The following is a 17591-nucleotide window of genomic DNA, read 5'->3' on the forward strand; positions in this document are numbered from 1 at the left end:
TGAAATAATCATGCCAGCCTTCGGGCTGGCATTTTTTTTACGCCTGCGGCCATTATTTAAAGTCGACGGCCATTTGCTGAGGGATCGACAACCCGCGGGTGGTTTCCACGCAGCGGTCGATGTAATCGGTAAAGCGCGGCGGTTTTGGCATCCCCATGCTCAGCAGCTTGTCGTTACTAAAGCGCACGTTCAGTGTGGCGAACGCGCCGTATAAGCGCATGGCTTTCAGCATCAGCCGCTCATTGCATGGCCCAAATATCCCTTTCAGTTCGCGTCTCATTTTGACCAGCGTTTCATAGCTCACCTGGGCGTACTTATCCCCCACCGGCGCCTGCTCCAGGGCCTGAGCCATCGCCCGGTCGATTTCGGCAAACTTCACGCTGTTCTCTTCGCCAGCAGAGATATGCACCACCTCGCCGTGAGCCAGAGGCTGGTTAAGCAGCATTAGCAGGGCGTCGGCGCAGTAGTCCACCGGGATAACGTCAATTCGGTCCTCCATGGAGCACATGAATTTCTGCAGCATCAGCCCCATGCTGAACACCCAGAAAATACTGCTGGAAGGCCGGCAGCCGTGATGGGTATGACCCACCACGATAGAGGGGCGGGCAATTACCAGCGGTAGCGTAGGGCACTGCTGCTGCATCAGCTGCTCGATGGTCGACTTCGAGTGGGTATATTCCACCAGGTGCTCAGCGCGTTCCCGAAACTCCGCGCTTTCGGCGACCAGTGAATCCGGTTCAGGCGAACATGACATCGCCGTACCGACGTGCAGAAAGCGCTGCAGACCCGTCACCTGCGCCATACGTTGCGCCAGGCGCAGCGTGCCCTCAACGTTAACCTTCCAGATAAGCGGGTTGCTGCCAAATGAGGCGACAGCGGCGCAGTTGAGGACATGGGTGACCTGCTCAAGGCGCGGATCGTTAAGAAAATGCTCCGGAGAGGCGAGATCGCCCAGCAGGATATGCTGCTGGCGCAACATCGCCAGCTTCTCCTCGGCGATGTTGAACTTACGCATGTTCTCTTTGACCCGTTCGAGGCCAGCCTCGGGGCTATCAGCACGTACCAGCAGCAGCAGATCTAACCGGGTTTCCTGATGGAGTATTTTCTCTAACGCGGCACCGCCCAGAAACCCCGTAACGCCGGTAATGAATAATGTGGTCATAAACGCTATCTCATTATGGTTGGTCTGCGGGATTCTAGGCGGGCAAAAGTAAACGACAATTAAATAAAAAAGGGGCCCGATCAGGGCTTTATTAAGACCAGTTTAAGGTTATTATTACCGGGGGATAGAATTGGACTCGCAGATCGGCCAGATAATTCACTCTTTCATGTATCAGTTTGTACATTACTGTATTTTAAGGTTTTTTATTTTGGTTCTTGGACCTTTTATTTTATCCTGAATGACAGGAATAACATTTTTTGTTACATATTTCCCCCCGCGCGTCAGAATGCTATTTATTTTAATTCTTATCATGCTAATAAACTAAGCCAAAAGAAAAGATTGCCTTTTTAATCAATAATATTATTCCCGACACGGATATTGACGGAGGGGTAAAAAAGCGATCGCAGCGCAGGACAAGACCTGGGCAGCGAAATCTGCGATAATGAACGTTTATCACCCTAAACAGAGATGACTATGCAGTACCCGATTAACGAGATGTTCCAGACCCTGCAAGGCGAGGGTTACTTCACCGGCGTGCCTGCCATCTTTATTCGTCTGCAGGGATGCCCGGTAGGATGCGCGTGGTGTGACACCAAGCATACCTGGGACAAGCTGGCCGATCGGGAAGTGTCGTTGTTCAGCATCCTGGCGAAAACCAAAGAGAGCGACAAGTGGGGCCCGGCAAGCAGCGAGGATCTGCTGGCGATTATTGGGCGGCAGGGGTGGACAGCCCGCCACGTGGTCATTACCGGCGGTGAGCCCTGCATTCATGATTTAACGCCGTTAACCTCGCTTCTGGAACAAAACGGCTTTAGCTGTCAGATTGAAACCAGCGGCACCCATGAAGTACGCTGCAGCCCCAATACCTGGGTGACGGTTTCCCCGAAGATCAACATGCGCGGTGGCTATGACGTGCTGTCTCAGGCCCTGCAGCGGGCGGATGAGATCAAGCATCCGGTAGGGCGCGTCCGCGACATAGAAGCGCTGGACGAACTGCTGGAAACGCTGAGCGATGACAAACCGCGGATCATCGCCCTGCAGCCGATCAGTCAGAAAGAAGATGCGACGCGCCTGTGTATCGACACCTGCATCGCCCGCAACTGGCGCCTGTCCATGCAGACGCACAAGTATCTGAATATTGCCTGATAAAAAAGCCCGGCAGCGTACTGACCGGGCTTTTTATCGCTTACTCGCCGCGATAGACGCAGCCGGCGGTGCAGGTCTCTTTGACCATCACGGCGCTCAGCAGCGGCACCCGCGGTTTCATCTCATCCCAGATCCATTTGGCCAGCACTTCGCTGGTGGGGTTTTCCAGACCAGGAATATCGTTCAGATAATAGTGGTCGAGGCGATCGTATGTCGGCTTAAAGGCGGCCTTCAGCTCGGCAAAATCCATGATCCACCCTGTATGGGGATCGACTTCACCGGTGATCTCCAGACGCACCATAAAGGAGTGGCCATGCAGGCGACCGCATTTGTGTCCTTCCGGGACGTGCGGCAGGTGGTGGGCGGCTTCGAAGGTGAAATCTTTAAACAGCGTGGTGGACATCATTGACTCTCAACAGGACGAAAAAAACCGCCGTAGGGTACCGGAAAGTACATTTTTTCGCATTAACTAAAACGGCCGTGAACAGAAAATGGACATGTTTATCTGCTTTATTTGATTTAATCTCTTATATTTCAATTGCTTATTTAATCGATTTTGTTGTTAATAACTACAACTAAAACAGGTTAGTCCATTTGGTTATTTATTATTTCCATCCCTTCTTTAATTGTTACTATGCCCGCCGTTAACCTTCTATTCTCTTCTGTTTTTGTCGCGCTGACAGGGTGCGAATAACAGCTTTGCTTACTGGAACAAACGACGCATGACGACACAGGCCCCACCTTCCAACTTGCTGCCGCTCAACCCGGAGCAACTGGCGCGCCTTCAGGCGGCCACCACTGACTTCACGCCCACTCAGCTCGCCTGGGTATCTGGCTATTTCTGGGGCGTGCTGAATCAGCAGTCCGGCGCAGCGGTAGCCGCCCCCGCCCCGGCCGCCGAGGTACCGACGATCACGCTGATTTCCGCCTCGCAAACCGGCAACGCCCGCCGCGTCGCCGAAGCGCTGCGTGACGATCTGCTGGCGGCGAAGCTGAACGTGAAGCTGGTGAATGCAGGCGATTATAAATTCAAACAAATTGCTGCGGAAAAACTGCTGGTGGTAGTGACGTCCACCCAGGGGGAAGGAGAGCCGCCGGAAGAAGCGGTCGCATTGCATAAGTTCCTGTTCTCTAAGAAAGCGCCGAAGCTGGACGGGACCGCGTTCGCCGTCTTTGGTCTCGGCGATACCTCTTATGAATTTTTCTGTCAGTCCGGCAAAGATTTCGACAGCAAGCTGGCCGAGCTCGGCGCGGAACGTCTGCTCGATCGCGTTGATGCCGACGTTGAATATCAGGCCGCGGCCGCTGAATGGCGCGCGCGCGTGGTTGAGGCGCTGAAGGCTCGTGCGCCGGTCGCTGCGCCCGCTCAGCTGGCCACCAGCGGCGCGGTGAACGATATTCACACCAGCCCATATACCAAAGAAGCGCCCCTGACGGCGACCCTGTCGGTCAATCAGAAAATCACCGGCCGCAATTCAGAAAAAGATGTGCGCCATATCGAAATAGACCTCGGTGATTCCGGTCTGCGCTATCAGCCGGGCGACGCCCTGGGCGTCTGGTACCAGAACGATCCTCAGCTGGTGAAAGAGCTGGTGGAGCTGCTGTGGCTGAAAGGCGACGAGCCGGTGACCGTTGAGGGCAAAACTCTGCCGCTGTCGGAAGCCCTGCAGTGGCACTTTGAGCTGACGGTTAACACCGCGACTATCGTTGAAAACTACGCCACCCTGACGCGCAGCGAATCGCTGCTGCCGCTGGTGGGCGATAAAGCTCAGTTGCAGCAGTATGCCGCCGCGACGCCGATCGTCGATATGGTCCGTTTCTCTCCAGCGCAGCTGGACGCCGAGGCGTTAATCGGTCTGCTGCGTCCGCTGACGCCGCGCCTGTACTCCATTGCTTCCTCACAGGCGGAAGTGGAGAGCGAGGTGCATGTCACCGTGGGCGTGGTGCGCTATGAAATTGAAGGCCGCGCCCGGGCTGGCGGCGCCTCCAGCTTCCTCGCCGACCGCGTGGAAGAGGATGGCGAAGTCCGTGTCTTTATCGAACACAACGACAACTTCCGTCTGCCAGCCAACCCGGAGACCCCGGTGATCATGATTGGCCCGGGCACCGGTATTGCGCCGTTCCGCGCCTTTATGCAGCAGCGCGCTGCGGACGGAGCGCAAGGCAAGAACTGGTTGTTCTTCGGCAACCCGCACTTCACCGAAGATTTCCTCTATCAGGTGGAGTGGCAGAGCTATGTGAAGGAAGGTCTGCTGACCCGTATCGATCTGGCCTGGTCCCGCGATCAACAACAAAAAATCTATGTGCAGGACAAACTGCGCGAGCAGGGGGCCGAGCTGTGGCGCTGGATCAATGACGGCGCCCACATTTATGTCTGCGGCGACGCCAATCGTATGGCGAAGGACGTGGAAAACACCTTACTGGAAGTGATTGCCGAATACGGCGCGATGGACGCCGAAGCGGCGGACGAATTTTTAAGTGAGCTGCGCGTTGAGCGCCGTTATCAGCGAGATGTCTACTAATGAGCGAAAAACATCCGGGGCCTTTAGTGGTCGAAGGTAAACTGAGCGATGCCGAGCGCATGAAGCTTGAGAGCAACTACCTGCGCGGCACCATTGCGGAAGATTTAAACGACGGTCTGACCGGCGGTTTTAAAGGCGATAACTTCCTGCTGATCCGTTTCCACGGCATGTACCAGCAGGACGATCGCGATATCCGCGCGGAGCGCGCCGCCCAGAAGCTGGAGCCGCGTCATGCGATGCTGCTCCGCTGCCGTCTGCCGGGCGGGGTGATCACCACCACCCAGTGGAAGGCGATCGATAAGTTTGCCGCTGAGAACACCATTTACGGCAGTATTCGCCTGACCAACCGGCAGACCTTTCAGTTCCACGGCATTCTGAAAAAGAACGTCAAGCCGGTGCATCAGATGCTGCACTCGGTGGGGCTGGACGCGCTGGCCACCGCCAACGATATGAACCGTAACGTGCTGTGCACCTCCAACCCGTACGAGTCGCAGCTGCACGCTGAGGCCTACGAGTGGGCGAAAAAGATCTCTGAGCATCTGCTGCCGCGTACCCGCGCTTATGCCGAGATCTGGCTGGATCAGAAAAAGGTCGCCACTACCGACGAAGAGCCGATCCTCGGCCAGACCTATCTGCCGCGTAAGTTTAAAACCACGGTGGTGATCCCGCCGCAGAACGATATCGATCTGCACGCTAACGACATGAACTTCGTGGCGATTGCCGAAAATGGCAAGCTGGTAGGCTTTAACCTGCTGGTGGGCGGCGGTCTCTCTATCGAACATGGTAACAAAAAAACCTACGCCCGCACGGCGAGCGAATTCGGTTATCTGCCGCTGGAGCATACGCTGGCGGTGGCGGAAGCGGTTGTGACCACCCAGCGCGACTGGGGCAACCGTACCGACCGTAAGAATGCGAAAACCAAGTACACCCTTGAGCGCGTCGGTGTCGAAACCTTCAAAGCGGAAGTGGAGCGCCGGGCAGGCATTAAGTTTGAGCCGATCCGCCCGTACGAATTTACCGGCCGCGGCGATCGCATCGGCTGGGTGAAGGGGATTGATGATAAGTGGCACCTGACGCTGTTTATTGAAAACGGCCGCATTCTCGATTATCCGGGTCGTCCGCTGAAGACAGGCCTGCTGGAGATTGCTAAGGTCCATCAAGGCGAATTCCGCATCACCGCTAACCAGAACCTGATTGTCGCCAGCGTACCGGAAGATCAGAAGGCGCGGATCGAGAAGCTCGCGCGGGATCATGGTTTGATGAATGCCGTCACCCCGCAGCGCGAAAACTCGATGGCCTGCGTCTCCTTCCCGACCTGCCCGCTGGCGATGGCGGAAGCCGAGCGTTTCCTGCCGTCCTTTATCGACAAGGTGGAAGGGGTGATGAGCAAGCACGGCGTGAGCGATGAGCATATCGTCACCCGCGTCACCGGCTGCCCGAACGGCTGCGGCCGCGCGATGCTGGCGGAAGTGGGACTGGTGGGCAAAGCGCCGGGCCGCTATAACCTGCACATCGGCGGTAACCGCAACGGCACCCGCATCCCGCGGATGTACCGTGAGAATATTACCGAGTCGGAAATTCTCGACTCGCTAGACGAACTGGTAGGGCGCTGGGCGAAAGAGCGCGAAGCGGGTGAAGGCTTCGGCGATTTTACGGTGCGTGCGGGCATCATTCGCCCGGTGCTCGACCCAGCCCGCGATTTCTGGGAATAACATCCTGGTGCCCGGTGGCGCGTAGCGCTCCGGGCCAGCGAAACCCGTAGGCCGGACGAACGCAGTGTCGTCCGGCAAAACAGGCAAACGAGGTTCATATGTCCGTACTCGATCTAAACGCGCTTAATGCATTGCCGAAAGTGGAACGCATTCTGGCACTCGCGGAAACCAACGCCCAACTGGAAAAGCTTGACGCCGAAGGGCGTGTGGCGTGGGCGCTGGAAAATCTGCCGGGAAACTATGTGCTGTCGTCGAGCTTTGGCATTCAGGCGGCGGTCAGTTTGCATCTGGTGAATCAGATCCGCCCGGATATTCCGGTGATCCTCACCGATACCGGCTACCTGTTCCCGGAAACCTATCAATTTATTGACGAGCTGACGGACAAGCTCAAGCTGAACCTGAAGGTCTACCGCGCGGCTGAAAGCGCGGCCTGGCAGGAGGCGCGCTACGGCAAGCTGTGGGAGCAGGGCGTTGAGGGCATTGAGAAATACAATGAGATCAACAAGGTTGAGCCGATGAACCGGGCGCTGAAAGAGCTCAATGCGCAGACGTGGTTTGCCGGTCTGCGCCGCGAGCAGTCGGGCAGCCGGGCTACGCTTCCGGTGCTGGCGGTCCAGCGCGGGGTGTTCAAGGTGCTACCGATTATCGACTGGGATAACCGCACGGTGTATCAGTACCTGCAAAAGCACGGGCTGAAGTACCACCCGCTGTGGGATCAGGGCTATCTGTCGGTAGGCGATACCCACACCACCCGCAAGTGGGAGCCGGGCATGGCAGAAGAAGAGACCCGGTTCTTCGGGCTTAAACGCGAGTGCGGATTGCACGAGGGTTAAGCTGTTAGCTCTTCCTCTGAGTGATAATTCAAAAAGAACACGCGGGCGATACCGCGCGTTCTTTTGTGCGTATTAGCTTTTCTTCTCCACCTTCGCCAGCTCTTTCACCAGCGGCAGCATGACTTTCACTACCTCGCGTCCGCGGTGTTCGATGCGCCCGGGCAGCGCGTGGTCGATATACTGCTGATTATCCAGCTGGACGTCATGCCAACTGGTTCCCTGCGGGAAACTGGCCGATTTGCTCCGCTGCTGATAGCCATCTTTTTTGCCGAGTGACCAGTTAGTCGCCTCGACCGACAGCACCGGGATCCCGGCGTTGTCGAAGACGCTGGCGTCATTGCAGCAGCTGGTGCCTTTCGGATAAGCCGGGTTGAGTCCCGGGTTGGTGTAGGCGGCGATGCCCTTGCTGCGAGCGATAGCCAGCGCGCGATCGCGGGTCAGCTTGCGCACCGAGGCCGGCGTGCTGCGGCCGCTGTTGAAGTAAAGCTTATCGCCCACCACCAGATTATCGAGATTGATCACCAGCAGGGTATTGTTCTTTTCCGCTTCGCTCATCCGCTGCAGCAGGTTTTGCGCGCCGAGACGGCCTTCCTCTTCACCGCTGGTGGCGATAAAGCGGATGCCATAGCGGGTAGGGACGTTCTTTAAATGCTCCGCCAGCTCCAGCAACACGCCAAGTCCCATCGCGTTGTCGTCGATGCCCTGCAGCGTCAGGCCGCCGAGGTTGTTCTCCACGTCTTTATCGCTCTGCGGCGCATAGGTGTCGAGGTGTGCCATGATAATAATCTGCTGGCGCACTTTACCTTCATGGGCGGCGATCACCGTACTGCCGGTGGCGTTATGCCAGTTCTTGCGCTGATTGCTGTCGGTATAGATATAGCGGGTATTGAAGCTTCGCACGTCGCTCTGATACCCCATCAGGGCGAACTGCTGGCGCAGATAGTCAGCTGAGAGCATTTCCGGCGGCGTTCCGGTCATTCGTCCCGGGAAGACGGTGGCGATATGGCGGGCCTGGCTACTGGCGGTGTCGCCCAGCGCGCTGAATGCGGGGGCGGCGGCAAAAACAAAACCGGTGCCGAGCGCCAGCGGAAGCAGACGGCGGCACAACGCGGAAAACATAAGGGGTCCTTACACGAACAAGACAATTTGACGCGTACAGTATGAAACTGTGACCGCGGTTAAACAATTTCAATTGCTCTTAAATAGCGGAAAAATAGCGCGTTAAGCACTTTTTGATATTTGTATTTCCGCCGCGTTATTCCTTTGTGTCACAACTCATTCCATTTCGTAATTTCATTTGCTCTAAGGCGCACCCTATAGTCGCAGTATCGCTGAATGTAAGAGAGTTGTTGCACCGTGGATTACTTGCCCCTTTTTGCCGAACTGAAACAAAGGCCCGTGCTGGTGATCGGCGGCGGCGAGATTGCTGAACGTAAGATCAAGTTCCTGCTGCGCGCCCAGGCGCAGGTGCAGGTGGTCGCTGAAACGCTGTCACCGGCGCTGGCCGATCTGGCTGCGCGCCAGGCACTCAGCTGGCGGGCGACGGAATTCAGCGACTCGCTGGTGGATGATGTCTTTCTGGTGATTGCGGCCACCGAGGATGAGGCGCTTAACCAGCGGGTGTTTGCGGCAGCTAACGCGCGCTACCGGTTGGTCAACGTGGTGGATAACCAGGCGCTGTGCTCGTTTGTTTTCCCTTCTATCGTCGACCGTTCGCCGCTGCTGGTGGCGATCTCCTCCAGCGGTAAAGCGCCGGTGTTGTCGCGCATTCTGCGTGAAAAAATCGAAGCGCTGCTGCCGACGAATCTCGGTCGGCTGGCGGAATCAGCAAGCTACTGGCGCAACCATCTGAAAACCCGCCTGACGACTACCGAAGCGCGTCGCCGCTTCTGGGAGCGCGTCTTTACCGGCCGCTTTGCCAGCCTGATGGTGGCGGGCAACTCTGCGGAGGCGGAAAAAGCGCTGCAGGATGAGCTCGACAAACCCGAACGCGAGACGGGAGAAATTATTCTGGTCGGCGCCGGGCCGGGCGATGCCGGGCTGCTGACCCTTCGCGGTCTGCAGGCGATCCAGCAGGCGGACGTGGTTTTCCACGATCATCTGGTGACTCAGCCGGTTCTCGAGCTGGTGCGTCGCGATGCCGAGCTGATCTGCGTTGGCAAACGCGCCGGCGAGCACTCGGTGCCGCAGCATGAAACCAATCTGCTGCTGGTGGAGGCGGCGAAGGCGGGGAAAACCGTCGTGCGCCTGAAGGGCGGCGATCCGTTTATTTTTGGCCGCGGCGCAGAAGAGCTGCAGGCTGCCGCCGAGGCGGGGATCCCGTTCCAGGTGGTGCCGGGCGTCACCGCAGCCGCCGGGGCGACGGCCTACGCCGGTATTCCGCTGACCCATCGCGATTATGCGCAAAGCGCCGTCTTTGTCACCGGCCACTATAAGCCGGACAGCGCCCCCTTCGATTGGTCGCTGCTGGCGAAGAGCCAACAGACGTTGGCGATCTACATGGGCACCATGAAGGCAGCGGAAATCAGCGCCCAGCTGATCGCCCACGGTCGCGACAGCGACACGCCGGTGGCGGTAATTTCCCGCGGCACCCGTGACGATCAGCAGACGATAACCGGCACATTGCAACAACTCGAACACCTGGCGAAAGACGCCCCGATGCCCGCCCTGCTGGTGGTAGGCGAAGTGGTGCAGCTGCATCAGCAGCTCGCCTGGTTTCAACATACATCATCCGCCGAGGGGTTTAACGCTTCGGTGGTCAATCTGGCTTAAGGAACGGTTATGGACCAAAAACGACTCACTCACCTGCGGCAACTGGAGGCGGAAAGCATCCATATTATTCGTGAGGTGGCCGCCGAATTTTCTAACCCGGTAATGATGTACTCCATCGGGAAAGATTCCAGCGTAATGCTGCATCTGGCGCGCAAAGCGTTTTATCCGGGAACCCTGCCGTTCCCGCTGCTGCACGTCGATACCGGCTGGAAATTCCGTGAGATGTATGAGTTCCGCGACCGGACCGCTAAAGCCTACGGCTGTGAACTGCTGGTGCATAAAAATCCGGAAGGGGTGGCGATGGGCATCAACCCGTTTGTCCACGGCAGCGCCAAGCATACCGATATCATGAAAACCGAAGGCCTGAAGCAGGCGCTGAACAAATACGGCTTTGACGCCGCGTTCGGCGGCGCGCGTCGCGACGAAGAGAAATCCCGCGCGAAAGAGCGCATCTACTCCTTCCGCGACCGCTTCCACCGCTGGGACCCGAAAAATCAGCGTCCGGAGCTGTGGCACAACTACAACGGCCAGATTAACAAAGGCGAAAGCATCCGCGTCTTCCCGCTCTCCAACTGGACCGAGCTGGATATCTGGCAGTACATCTATCTGGAAAATATTGAAATCGTGCCGCTGTATCTGGCCGCTGAGCGTCCGGTGCTGGAGCGCGACGGTATGCTGATGATGATCGATGACGACCGTATCGATCTGCAGCCGGGCGAGGTGATTGAAAAACGGATGGTGCGTTTCCGTACCCTCGGCTGCTGGCCGCTGACCGGCGCGGTGGAGTCTGAAGCGCAGACGCTACCCGAAATTATTGAAGAGATGCTGGTATCGACCACCAGCGAACGTCAGGGGCGCGTCATTGACCGCGACCAGGCCGGCTCGATGGAGCTGAAGAAACGTCAGGGGTATTTCTAAGGAGCCGCCATGAACACGACCATTGCCCAACAAATTGCCAACGAAGGCGGCGTAGAAGCTTACCTGCACGCGCAACAGCACAAGAGCCTGCTGCGTTTTTTGACCTGCGGCAGCGTCGATGACGGCAAAAGCACCTTAATTGGCCGCCTGCTGCACGATACGCGCCAGATCTATGAAGACCAGCTCTCTTCGCTGCACAACGACAGCAAGCGTCACGGCACCCAGGGCGAAAAACTGGACCTGGCGCTGCTGGTGGACGGCCTGCAGGCTGAGCGCGAGCAGGGCATCACCATCGACGTGGCCTATCGCTACTTCTCGACCGAAAAGCGCAAATTTATCATCGCCGACACCCCGGGGCACGAGCAGTACACGCGCAATATGGCCACCGGGGCGTCCACCTGCGACCTGGCGATCCTGCTGATCGATGCGCGCAAGGGCGTGCTCGACCAGACTCGCCGTCACAGCTTCATCTCGACGCTGCTGGGCATTAAACACCTGGTAGTGGCGATCAACAAAATGGATCTCGTCGAGTTTAGCGAAGCGCGCTTCAACGAGATCCGGGAAGATTATCTGACCTTTGCCGAGCAGCTGCCGGGCAACCTTGATATCCGCTTTGTGCCGTTGTCGGCGCTGGAAGGCGATAATGTCGCCAGCCAGAGCGCGAATATGCCGTGGTACAGTGGCCCGACGCTGCTGGAGGTCCTCGAAACCGTGGAGATCCAGCGGGTGGTCGAGAGCCAGCCGCTGCGCTTCCCGGTGCAGTATGTTAACCGTCCGAACCTTGATTTCCGCGGCTTCTCCGGCACGGTCGCCTCCGGTACCGTGCAGGTTGGCCAGCGTCTGAAGGTGCTGCCGTCGGGCGTCGAATCGAGCGTAGCGCGTATCGTCACCTTCGACGGCGACCTGCAGGAAGCCGCCGCCGGCGAAGCCATTACCCTTGTGCTGAAAGATGAAATCGACATCAGTCGCGGCGACCTGCTGGTTGACGCGCAAGCCTCGCTGCCGGCGGTACAGAGCGCCAGCATCGACGTGGTGTGGATGGCCGAACAGCCGCTGACCCCGGGCCAGAGCTACGACATCAAAATCGCCGGCAAGAAGACCCGCGCTCGCGTCGACGCTATCCGCTACCAGGTCGATATTAACAACCTGACCCAGCGTGAAGTCGAGTCTCTGCCGCTGAACGGCATCGGCCTGGTGGAGCTGACCTTTGACGAACCTTTAGTGCTGGATCCGTATCAGCAAAACCCGGTGACCGGCGGGCTTATCTTTATCGATCGCCTGACCAACGTCACCGTCGGCGCCGGGATGGTCAACGAGCCGCACCTGCAGGCATCGACTTCGGCATCACAGTACAGCGCCTTCGAGCTGGAGCTGAACCAGCTGATCCGTAAACATTTCCCGCACTGGGACGCCCGCGACCTGCTGGGAGGCAAATAATGGCCCAGCATGACGAAAACGTCGTCTGGCATGCCCACCCTGTGACCCAACAGCAGCGGGAACAGCATCACGGCCATCGCGGCGTGGTGCTGTGGTTTACCGGCCTTTCGGGGTCGGGTAAATCCACCGTCGCCGGGGCGCTGGAGGAGGCCCTGCATGAGCGCGGCGTCAGCACCTATCTGCTGGACGGCGATAACGTGCGCCATGGCCTGTGCAGCGACCTGGGATTCAGCGATGAGGATCGCAAAGAGAACATTCGCCGCGTCGGCGAAGTGGCCAGGCTGATGGTCGATGCCGGGCTGGTGGTATTGACGGCATTTATATCTCCGCACCGTGCGGAACGGCAGATGGTGCGCGAGCGCCTCGGGGAAGGACGCTTTATCGAAGTGTTCGTCGATACCCCGCTGGCCATCTGCGAGGCGCGGGATCCGAAAGGATTGTATAAGAAAGCGCGGGCAGGGGAATTACGCAATTTCACCGGTATAGACTCGGTCTATGAGGCACCGGAAAAGGCGGAAATTCATCTGGATGGTGAACAATTGGTAACAAATTTGGTGCACCAACTATTAGACCTGCTGCAACAGAGCGATATTATCAGATCCTGAAACGGCAGCGGCATCGAGGGGTGCCGGTTGCCCGGTCTACAGGATTCGATATGCGCAATACCCAGAACCTCAGTATTATTCGTTCAGAACCGCCTCCGGCGATCGGCGACGAGACCACCTGGTCTTTGTCGGGCGCTGCCGTGGGCTTTATTTCGTGGCTGCTGGCGCTGGGTATTCCCTTCCTTCTCTATGGCAGTAATACACTCTTCTTTCTCCTCTACACCTGGCCATTCTTCCTTGCGTTGATGCCGGTGGCGGTGGTGGTCGGTATTGCGCTGCACTCTCTGCTCAATGGCAAACTGCTCTATAGCGTCAGCGCGACCATCCTGACCGTTGGACTGATGTTTGCGCTACTCTTCCTCTGGCTGTTGGGATAACCCGTTGCTGGTATGAATCAAGCATGGGTATCGACAGCAAAAATATGGTACAGTCCCCGCGTTACGCGGCATCGTCCGCGCGCCCCGGTAGCGTACCCGGGCGAGTTTTGGGATGATGATGCCGTTTTTCAGGGGGCAGGATGGGTAAACTAACGCTGCTATTATTAGCTTTGCTGGTCTGGCTACAGTATTCGCTGTGGTTCGGTAAAAACGGCCTGCACGACTACACGCGGGTTAACGACGACGTCACCGCCCAGCAGGCGACTAACGCCAAATTAAAAGCACGCAACGATCAGCTGTTTGCCGAAATTGACGACCTCAACGGCGGGCAGGAAGCGATTGAGGAGCGTGCGCGCAATGAACTCAGCATGACCCGCCCGGGCGAAACCTTCTATCGTCTGGTACCGGATGCGTCTAAACGCAATCAGGCATCGGGGCAACAGCAGAACAATCGATAACCAGGCCCAGGATTACAACATGGCAGCCACTTTTCCGGGCGTTTGCGCCGTGGTGCCGGCAGCCGGTTTCGGCCGCCGCATGCAAACGGAATGCCCGAAACAATATCTCTCAATCGGTAACAAAACGATTCTCGAACACGCGGTCGCCGCGCTGCTGGCGGATGCGCGCGTCCAGCGGGTGGTGATTGCCGTCAGCCCCGGCGATCGCCGCTTCAGCCAGCTGCCGCTGGCGCAGCATCCGCAAATTACCGTGGTGGATGGCGGCGCTGAGCGCGCCGATTCGGTGCTCGCCGGCCTGCAGGCGTTGCCAGAGGCGCAGTGGGTGCTGGTGCATGACGCCGCGCGCCCCTGCCTGCATCAGGACGACCTCAGCCGCCTGCTGTCGCTCTGCGAAACCAGCCGCGTCGGCGGGATCCTTGCGGCGCCAGTGCGCGACACCATGAAGCGCGCCGAGCCGGGCAAAACCGCTATCGCCCATACCGTCGACCGCAATGACCTGTGGCATGCGCTCACCCCGCAATTTTTCCCTCGCGAGCTGCTGGTGGATTGCCTCACTCGCGCGCTAAACGAGGGAGCCACTATCACCGATGAAGCCTCGGCGCTGGAGTACTGCGGCTTCCATCCGCAGCTGGTCGCCGGACGCGCGGATAATATTAAAGTGACGCGCCCGGAAGACCTGGCGCTGGCTGAATTTTACCTCACCCGTTCCCGACACCAGGAGAAAGCTTAATGCGAATTGGACATGGTTTTGACGTACACGCTTTTGGCGGTGAAGGCCCAATCATCATTGGCGGGGTACGCATTCCTTATGAAAAAGGGCTGCTGGCCCACTCCGACGGCGACGTCGCGCTGCATGCGCTGACCGACGCGCTGCTTGGCGCCGCGGCGCTGGGCGATATCGGCAAGCTGTTCCCCGATACCGATCCGGCGTTTAAAGGTGCCGATAGCCGCGAACTGCTGCGCGAAGCATGGCGCCGCATTCAGGCCAGGGGCTATACGCTCGGCAACGTCGACGTCACGATTATTGCCCAGGCGCCGAAAATGCTGCCGCATATTCCGCAGATGCGCGTCTTTATCGCTGAGGATCTCGGCTGCCATATGGACGACGTCAACGTGAAAGCGACCACCACCGAGAAGCTCGGCTTCACCGGCCGCGGGGAAGGGATCGCCTGCGAAGCGGTTGCGCTGCTGCGTAAGGCCGACAAATGATCGCCTTTGACCAACTGACCTGGCTGCACGGCAAGCCGCAGAGCAGTGGGCTGCTGAAAGCCAATCCGGAAGATTTTCTGGTGGTGGAAGATCTGGGATTTGCCCCGGACGGCGAAGGCGAACACGTGCTGGTGCGGATCCTGAAAAACGGCTGCAATACGCGCTTTGTCGCCGACGCGCTGGCGAAATTCCTTAAGATCCACGCCCGTGAAGTGAGCTTCGCCGGGCAAAAAGATAAGCACGCGGTCACCGAGCAGTGGCTGTGCGCCCGGGTGCCCGGCAAAGAGATGCCGGACCTGAGCAAATTTCAGCTCGAGGGCTGCCAGGTACTGGAATATGCTCGCCATAAGCGTAAGCTGCGTTTAGGCGCGCTGAAAGGCAACCAGTTTACCGTGATCCTGCGCGAGATTAGCGATCGCCAGGACGTGGAGACGCGTCTGCAGGCCATCGCTGAACGGGGAGTGCCGAACTATTTCGGCGCGCAGCGCTTTGGCATTGGCGGCAGTAACCTGCAGGGTGCCCTGCGCTGGGCGGAGAGCGGCGCGCCAGTGCGCGATCGCAATAAGCGCAGTTTTTGGTTGTCGGCAGCCCGCAGCGCGTTGTTTAATCAGCAAGTGAGTATTAGATTAAAAAAAACGGAATTTAATCAGGTCGTTGATGGCGATGCGCTACAATTAGCGGGGCGCGGGAGCTGGTTTGTCGTCACACCGGAAGAACTCGAGGTTTCGCAGGCGCGGGTGCATAACCGCGAACTGATGATTACGGCCACGCTGCCGGGCTGCGGCGACTGGGGAAGCCAGCGCGACGCCCTGGCTTTCGAGCAGGCCGCGATCGCCGAGGAAACCGCGTTACAGGCGCTGCTGGTGCGGGAGAAAGTCGAGGCGGCGCGCCGGGCGATGCTTCTCTATCCACAGCAGCTCAGCTGGAACTGGTGGGATGACGTAACCGTTGAACTGCGTTTCTGGCTGCCGGCGGGCAGCTTCGCCACCAGCGTGGTCAGGGAGCTTATCAATACAACGGGTGACTATGCGAATATTGCTGAGTAACGATGACGGGATCCATGCGCCGGGGATACAGACCCTTGCGAAGGCCTTAAGGGAGTTTGCCGAGGTCCAGGTGGTTGCACCCGATCGTAACCGCAGCGGGGCCTCAAATTCGCTGACGCTGGAATCGTCCCTGCGTACGTTTACCTTTGAAAATGGCGACATCGCCGTCCAGATGGGCACCCCGACCGACTGTGTCTATCTCGGCGTGAACGCGCTGATGCGCCCGCGTCCGGACATCGTGGTTTCCGGCATTAATGCCGGCCCCAACCTGGGCGACGACGTCATCTATTCCGGCACCGTGGCCGCGGCGATGGAAGGCCGTCATCTGGGGTTCCCCGCGCTGGCCGTGTCGCTGAACGGCTATCAGCATTACGATACCGCCGCGGCGGTAACCTGCACCATTCTGCGCGCCTTAAGCCGCGAGCCGCTGCGTACCGGGCGGATCCTTAACATCAACGTGCCGGATCTCCCGCTTGATCAAATCAAGGGCATTCGCGTCACCCGCTGCGGCAACCGCCATCCGGCCGACCAGGTGATTCCGCAAAAAGATCCGCGCGGCAACACCCTGTACTGGATTGGCCCGCCGGGCGATAAGCGCGATGCCGGGCCGGGCACCGATTTTGCGGCAGTGGATGAAGGCTATGTTTCCGTGACGCCATTGCACGTCGATTTAACCGCCCATCAGGCGCATGAGGTGGTCACCGATTGGCTGGAACGTGTCGGGGTTGACAGGCAATGGTAAGTAAACGTGTTGAAAGTTTGTTGAATCAACTGCGCACGCAGGGCATCGTCGATGAACGTGTCCTCGAGGCGATCGCGCTGGTCCCGCGCGAAAAGTTTGTTGATGAAGCCTTTGAACATAAAGCGTGGGAAAACACCGCGCTGCCGATTGGCCAGGGGCAGACCATCTCCCAGCCGTATATGGTGGCGCGGATGACCGAGCTGCTGACGCTGACGCCGGAGTCGCGGGTGCTGGAGATCGGCACCGGTTCCGGCTACCAGACGGCCATCCTGGCGCATCTGGTGCATCACGTATGCTCGGTAGAGCGAATTAAGAGTTTACAGTGGCAGGCGCGTCGTCGCCTGAAACAACTTGATTTACATAATGTTTCAACCCGTCATGGCGATGGGTGGCAAGGTTGGCAGGCGCGGGCGCCGTTTGATGCCATTATTGTGACGGCGGCGCCGCCGGAAATACCGACCGCGCTGCTGGCGCAGCTGGATGATGACGGCGTGCTGGTGCTGCCGGTCGGCGAAGAGCATCAGTTTCTCAAACGGATCCGTCGTCGGGGCAACGAATTTATCATTGATACCGTCGAGGCCGTTCGCTTTGTTCCCCTGGTGAAGGGGGAGCTGGCCTGAGACCCGGATTATTCCAGGTTTTTTTTGCCTGA

18 protein-coding genes are annotated in these 17591 nt (G+C 58.4%); 15 read left to right on the forward strand and 3 right to left on the reverse strand.

Annotated elements, in window-relative coordinates; all coding sequences use genetic code 11:
* Window positions 1-52 precede the first annotated feature (52 nt).
* Complete coding sequence (locus tag DR88_RS08090) at window positions 53-1162, reverse strand: SDR family oxidoreductase (protein WP_004149557.1); 1110 nt, start codon at window positions 1160-1162, stop codon at window positions 53-55.
* Window positions 1163-1636: 474 nt separating this feature from the next.
* Here DR88_RS08090 and queE point away from each other — a divergent pair, with 474 nt between their 5' ends.
* A complete protein-coding gene (queE, locus tag DR88_RS08085; protein WP_025861022.1) occupies window positions 1637-2308 on the forward strand; it encodes a 7-carboxy-7-deazaguanine synthase QueE in 672 nt (223 codons plus the stop codon).
* A gap of 40 nt (window positions 2309-2348) precedes the next feature.
* Here queE and queD read toward each other — a convergent pair whose 3' ends face one another.
* A complete protein-coding gene (queD, locus tag DR88_RS08080; RefSeq protein WP_004174641.1) occupies window positions 2349-2714 on the reverse strand; it encodes a 6-carboxytetrahydropterin synthase QueD in 366 nt (121 codons plus the stop codon).
* Between the two features lie 316 nt (window positions 2715-3030).
* On the opposite strand from queD, the gene cysJ reads away from it, so the two are divergent.
* From cysJ to cysH, 3 genes are all read left to right on the forward strand, one after another.
* Window positions 3031-4830 carry an NADPH-dependent assimilatory sulfite reductase flavoprotein subunit gene (gene cysJ / locus DR88_RS08075; protein WP_004149551.1) on the forward strand — a complete coding sequence of 600 codons (1800 nt, stop codon included), beginning with the start codon at window positions 3031-3033 and terminating at the stop codon, window positions 4828-4830.
* Complete coding sequence (gene cysI / locus DR88_RS08070) at window positions 4830-6542, forward strand: assimilatory sulfite reductase (NADPH) hemoprotein subunit (protein WP_004142787.1); 1713 nt, start codon at window positions 4830-4832, stop codon at window positions 6540-6542. Before cysJ ends, cysI begins: the two co-directional genes overlap by 1 nt.
* A 98-nt stretch (window positions 6543-6640) precedes the next feature.
* Window positions 6641-7375 carry a phosphoadenosine phosphosulfate reductase gene (gene cysH, locus DR88_RS08065; protein ID WP_002915177.1) on the forward strand — a complete coding sequence of 245 codons (735 nt, stop codon included), beginning with the start codon at window positions 6641-6643 and terminating at the stop codon, window positions 7373-7375.
* 72 nt (window positions 7376-7447) lie between these two features.
* On the opposite strand, the gene DR88_RS08060 is transcribed toward cysH, so the two are convergent.
* Entirely contained in the window at window positions 7448-8494 is a 1047-nt protein-coding gene (locus DR88_RS08060; protein ID WP_004149548.1) for an aminopeptidase, read from the reverse strand.
* 237 nt (window positions 8495-8731) lie between these two features.
* Here DR88_RS08060 and cysG point away from each other — a divergent pair, with 237 nt between their 5' ends.
* From cysG to DR88_RS08005, 11 genes are all read left to right on the forward strand, one after another.
* Window positions 8732-10147: a siroheme synthase CysG gene (gene cysG, locus DR88_RS08055; RefSeq protein WP_004149547.1), complete on the forward strand. Its 1416-nt coding sequence runs from the start codon at window positions 8732-8734 to the stop codon at window positions 10145-10147.
* Between the two features lie 9 nt (window positions 10148-10156).
* Entirely contained in the window at window positions 10157-11065 is a 909-nt protein-coding gene (cysD, locus tag DR88_RS08050; protein WP_002915160.1) for a sulfate adenylyltransferase subunit CysD, read from the forward strand.
* Window positions 11066-11074: 9 nt separating this feature from the next.
* Window positions 11075-12502, forward strand: coding sequence for a sulfate adenylyltransferase subunit CysN (gene cysN / locus DR88_RS08045; RefSeq protein WP_002915159.1), 1428 nt, complete (start codon window positions 11075-11077; stop codon window positions 12500-12502).
* Complete coding sequence (cysC, locus tag DR88_RS08040) at window positions 12502-13107, forward strand: adenylyl-sulfate kinase (protein WP_002915158.1); 606 nt, start codon at window positions 12502-12504, stop codon at window positions 13105-13107. The genes cysN and cysC overlap by 1 nt, the downstream gene beginning before the upstream one ends.
* A 50-nt stretch (window positions 13108-13157) precedes the next feature.
* The gene (locus DR88_RS08035) at window positions 13158-13484 is read left to right on the forward strand and encodes a DUF3561 family protein (RefSeq protein WP_002915157.1); all 327 of its coding nucleotides are present in this window, start codon (window positions 13158-13160) and stop codon (window positions 13482-13484) included.
* Between the two features lie 140 nt (window positions 13485-13624).
* Window positions 13625-13942 carry a cell division protein FtsB gene (gene ftsB, locus DR88_RS08030; RefSeq protein ID WP_002915156.1) on the forward strand — a complete coding sequence of 106 codons (318 nt, stop codon included), beginning with the start codon at window positions 13625-13627 and terminating at the stop codon, window positions 13940-13942.
* Between the two features lie 19 nt (window positions 13943-13961).
* Window positions 13962-14672 (forward strand): 2-C-methyl-D-erythritol 4-phosphate cytidylyltransferase, encoded by a 711-nt coding sequence (gene ispD, locus DR88_RS08025; RefSeq protein WP_009485534.1) that lies wholly within the window; start codon window positions 13962-13964, stop codon window positions 14670-14672.
* Window positions 14672-15151, forward strand: coding sequence for a 2-C-methyl-D-erythritol 2,4-cyclodiphosphate synthase (gene ispF, locus DR88_RS08020; RefSeq protein WP_002915113.1), 480 nt, complete (start codon window positions 14672-14674; stop codon window positions 15149-15151). The genes ispD and ispF overlap by 1 nt, the downstream gene beginning before the upstream one ends.
* A complete protein-coding gene (gene truD / locus DR88_RS08015; protein ID WP_004149545.1) occupies window positions 15148-16197 on the forward strand; it encodes a tRNA pseudouridine(13) synthase TruD in 1050 nt (349 codons plus the stop codon). Before ispF ends, truD begins: the two co-directional genes overlap by 4 nt.
* Window positions 16178-16939 (forward strand): 5'/3'-nucleotidase SurE, encoded by a 762-nt coding sequence (surE, locus tag DR88_RS08010; protein WP_004142750.1) that lies wholly within the window; start codon window positions 16178-16180, stop codon window positions 16937-16939. Before truD ends, surE begins: the two co-directional genes overlap by 20 nt.
* Entirely contained in the window at window positions 16933-17559 is a 627-nt protein-coding gene (locus DR88_RS08005; RefSeq protein WP_002915108.1) for a protein-L-isoaspartate(D-aspartate) O-methyltransferase, read from the forward strand. The genes surE and DR88_RS08005 overlap by 7 nt, the downstream gene beginning before the upstream one ends.
* Window positions 17560-17591 lie beyond the last annotated feature (32 nt).

It is taken from the genome of Klebsiella pneumoniae (assembly GCF_000742135.1).
Classification (GTDB): domain Bacteria; phylum Pseudomonadota; class Gammaproteobacteria; order Enterobacterales; family Enterobacteriaceae; genus Klebsiella; species Klebsiella pneumoniae.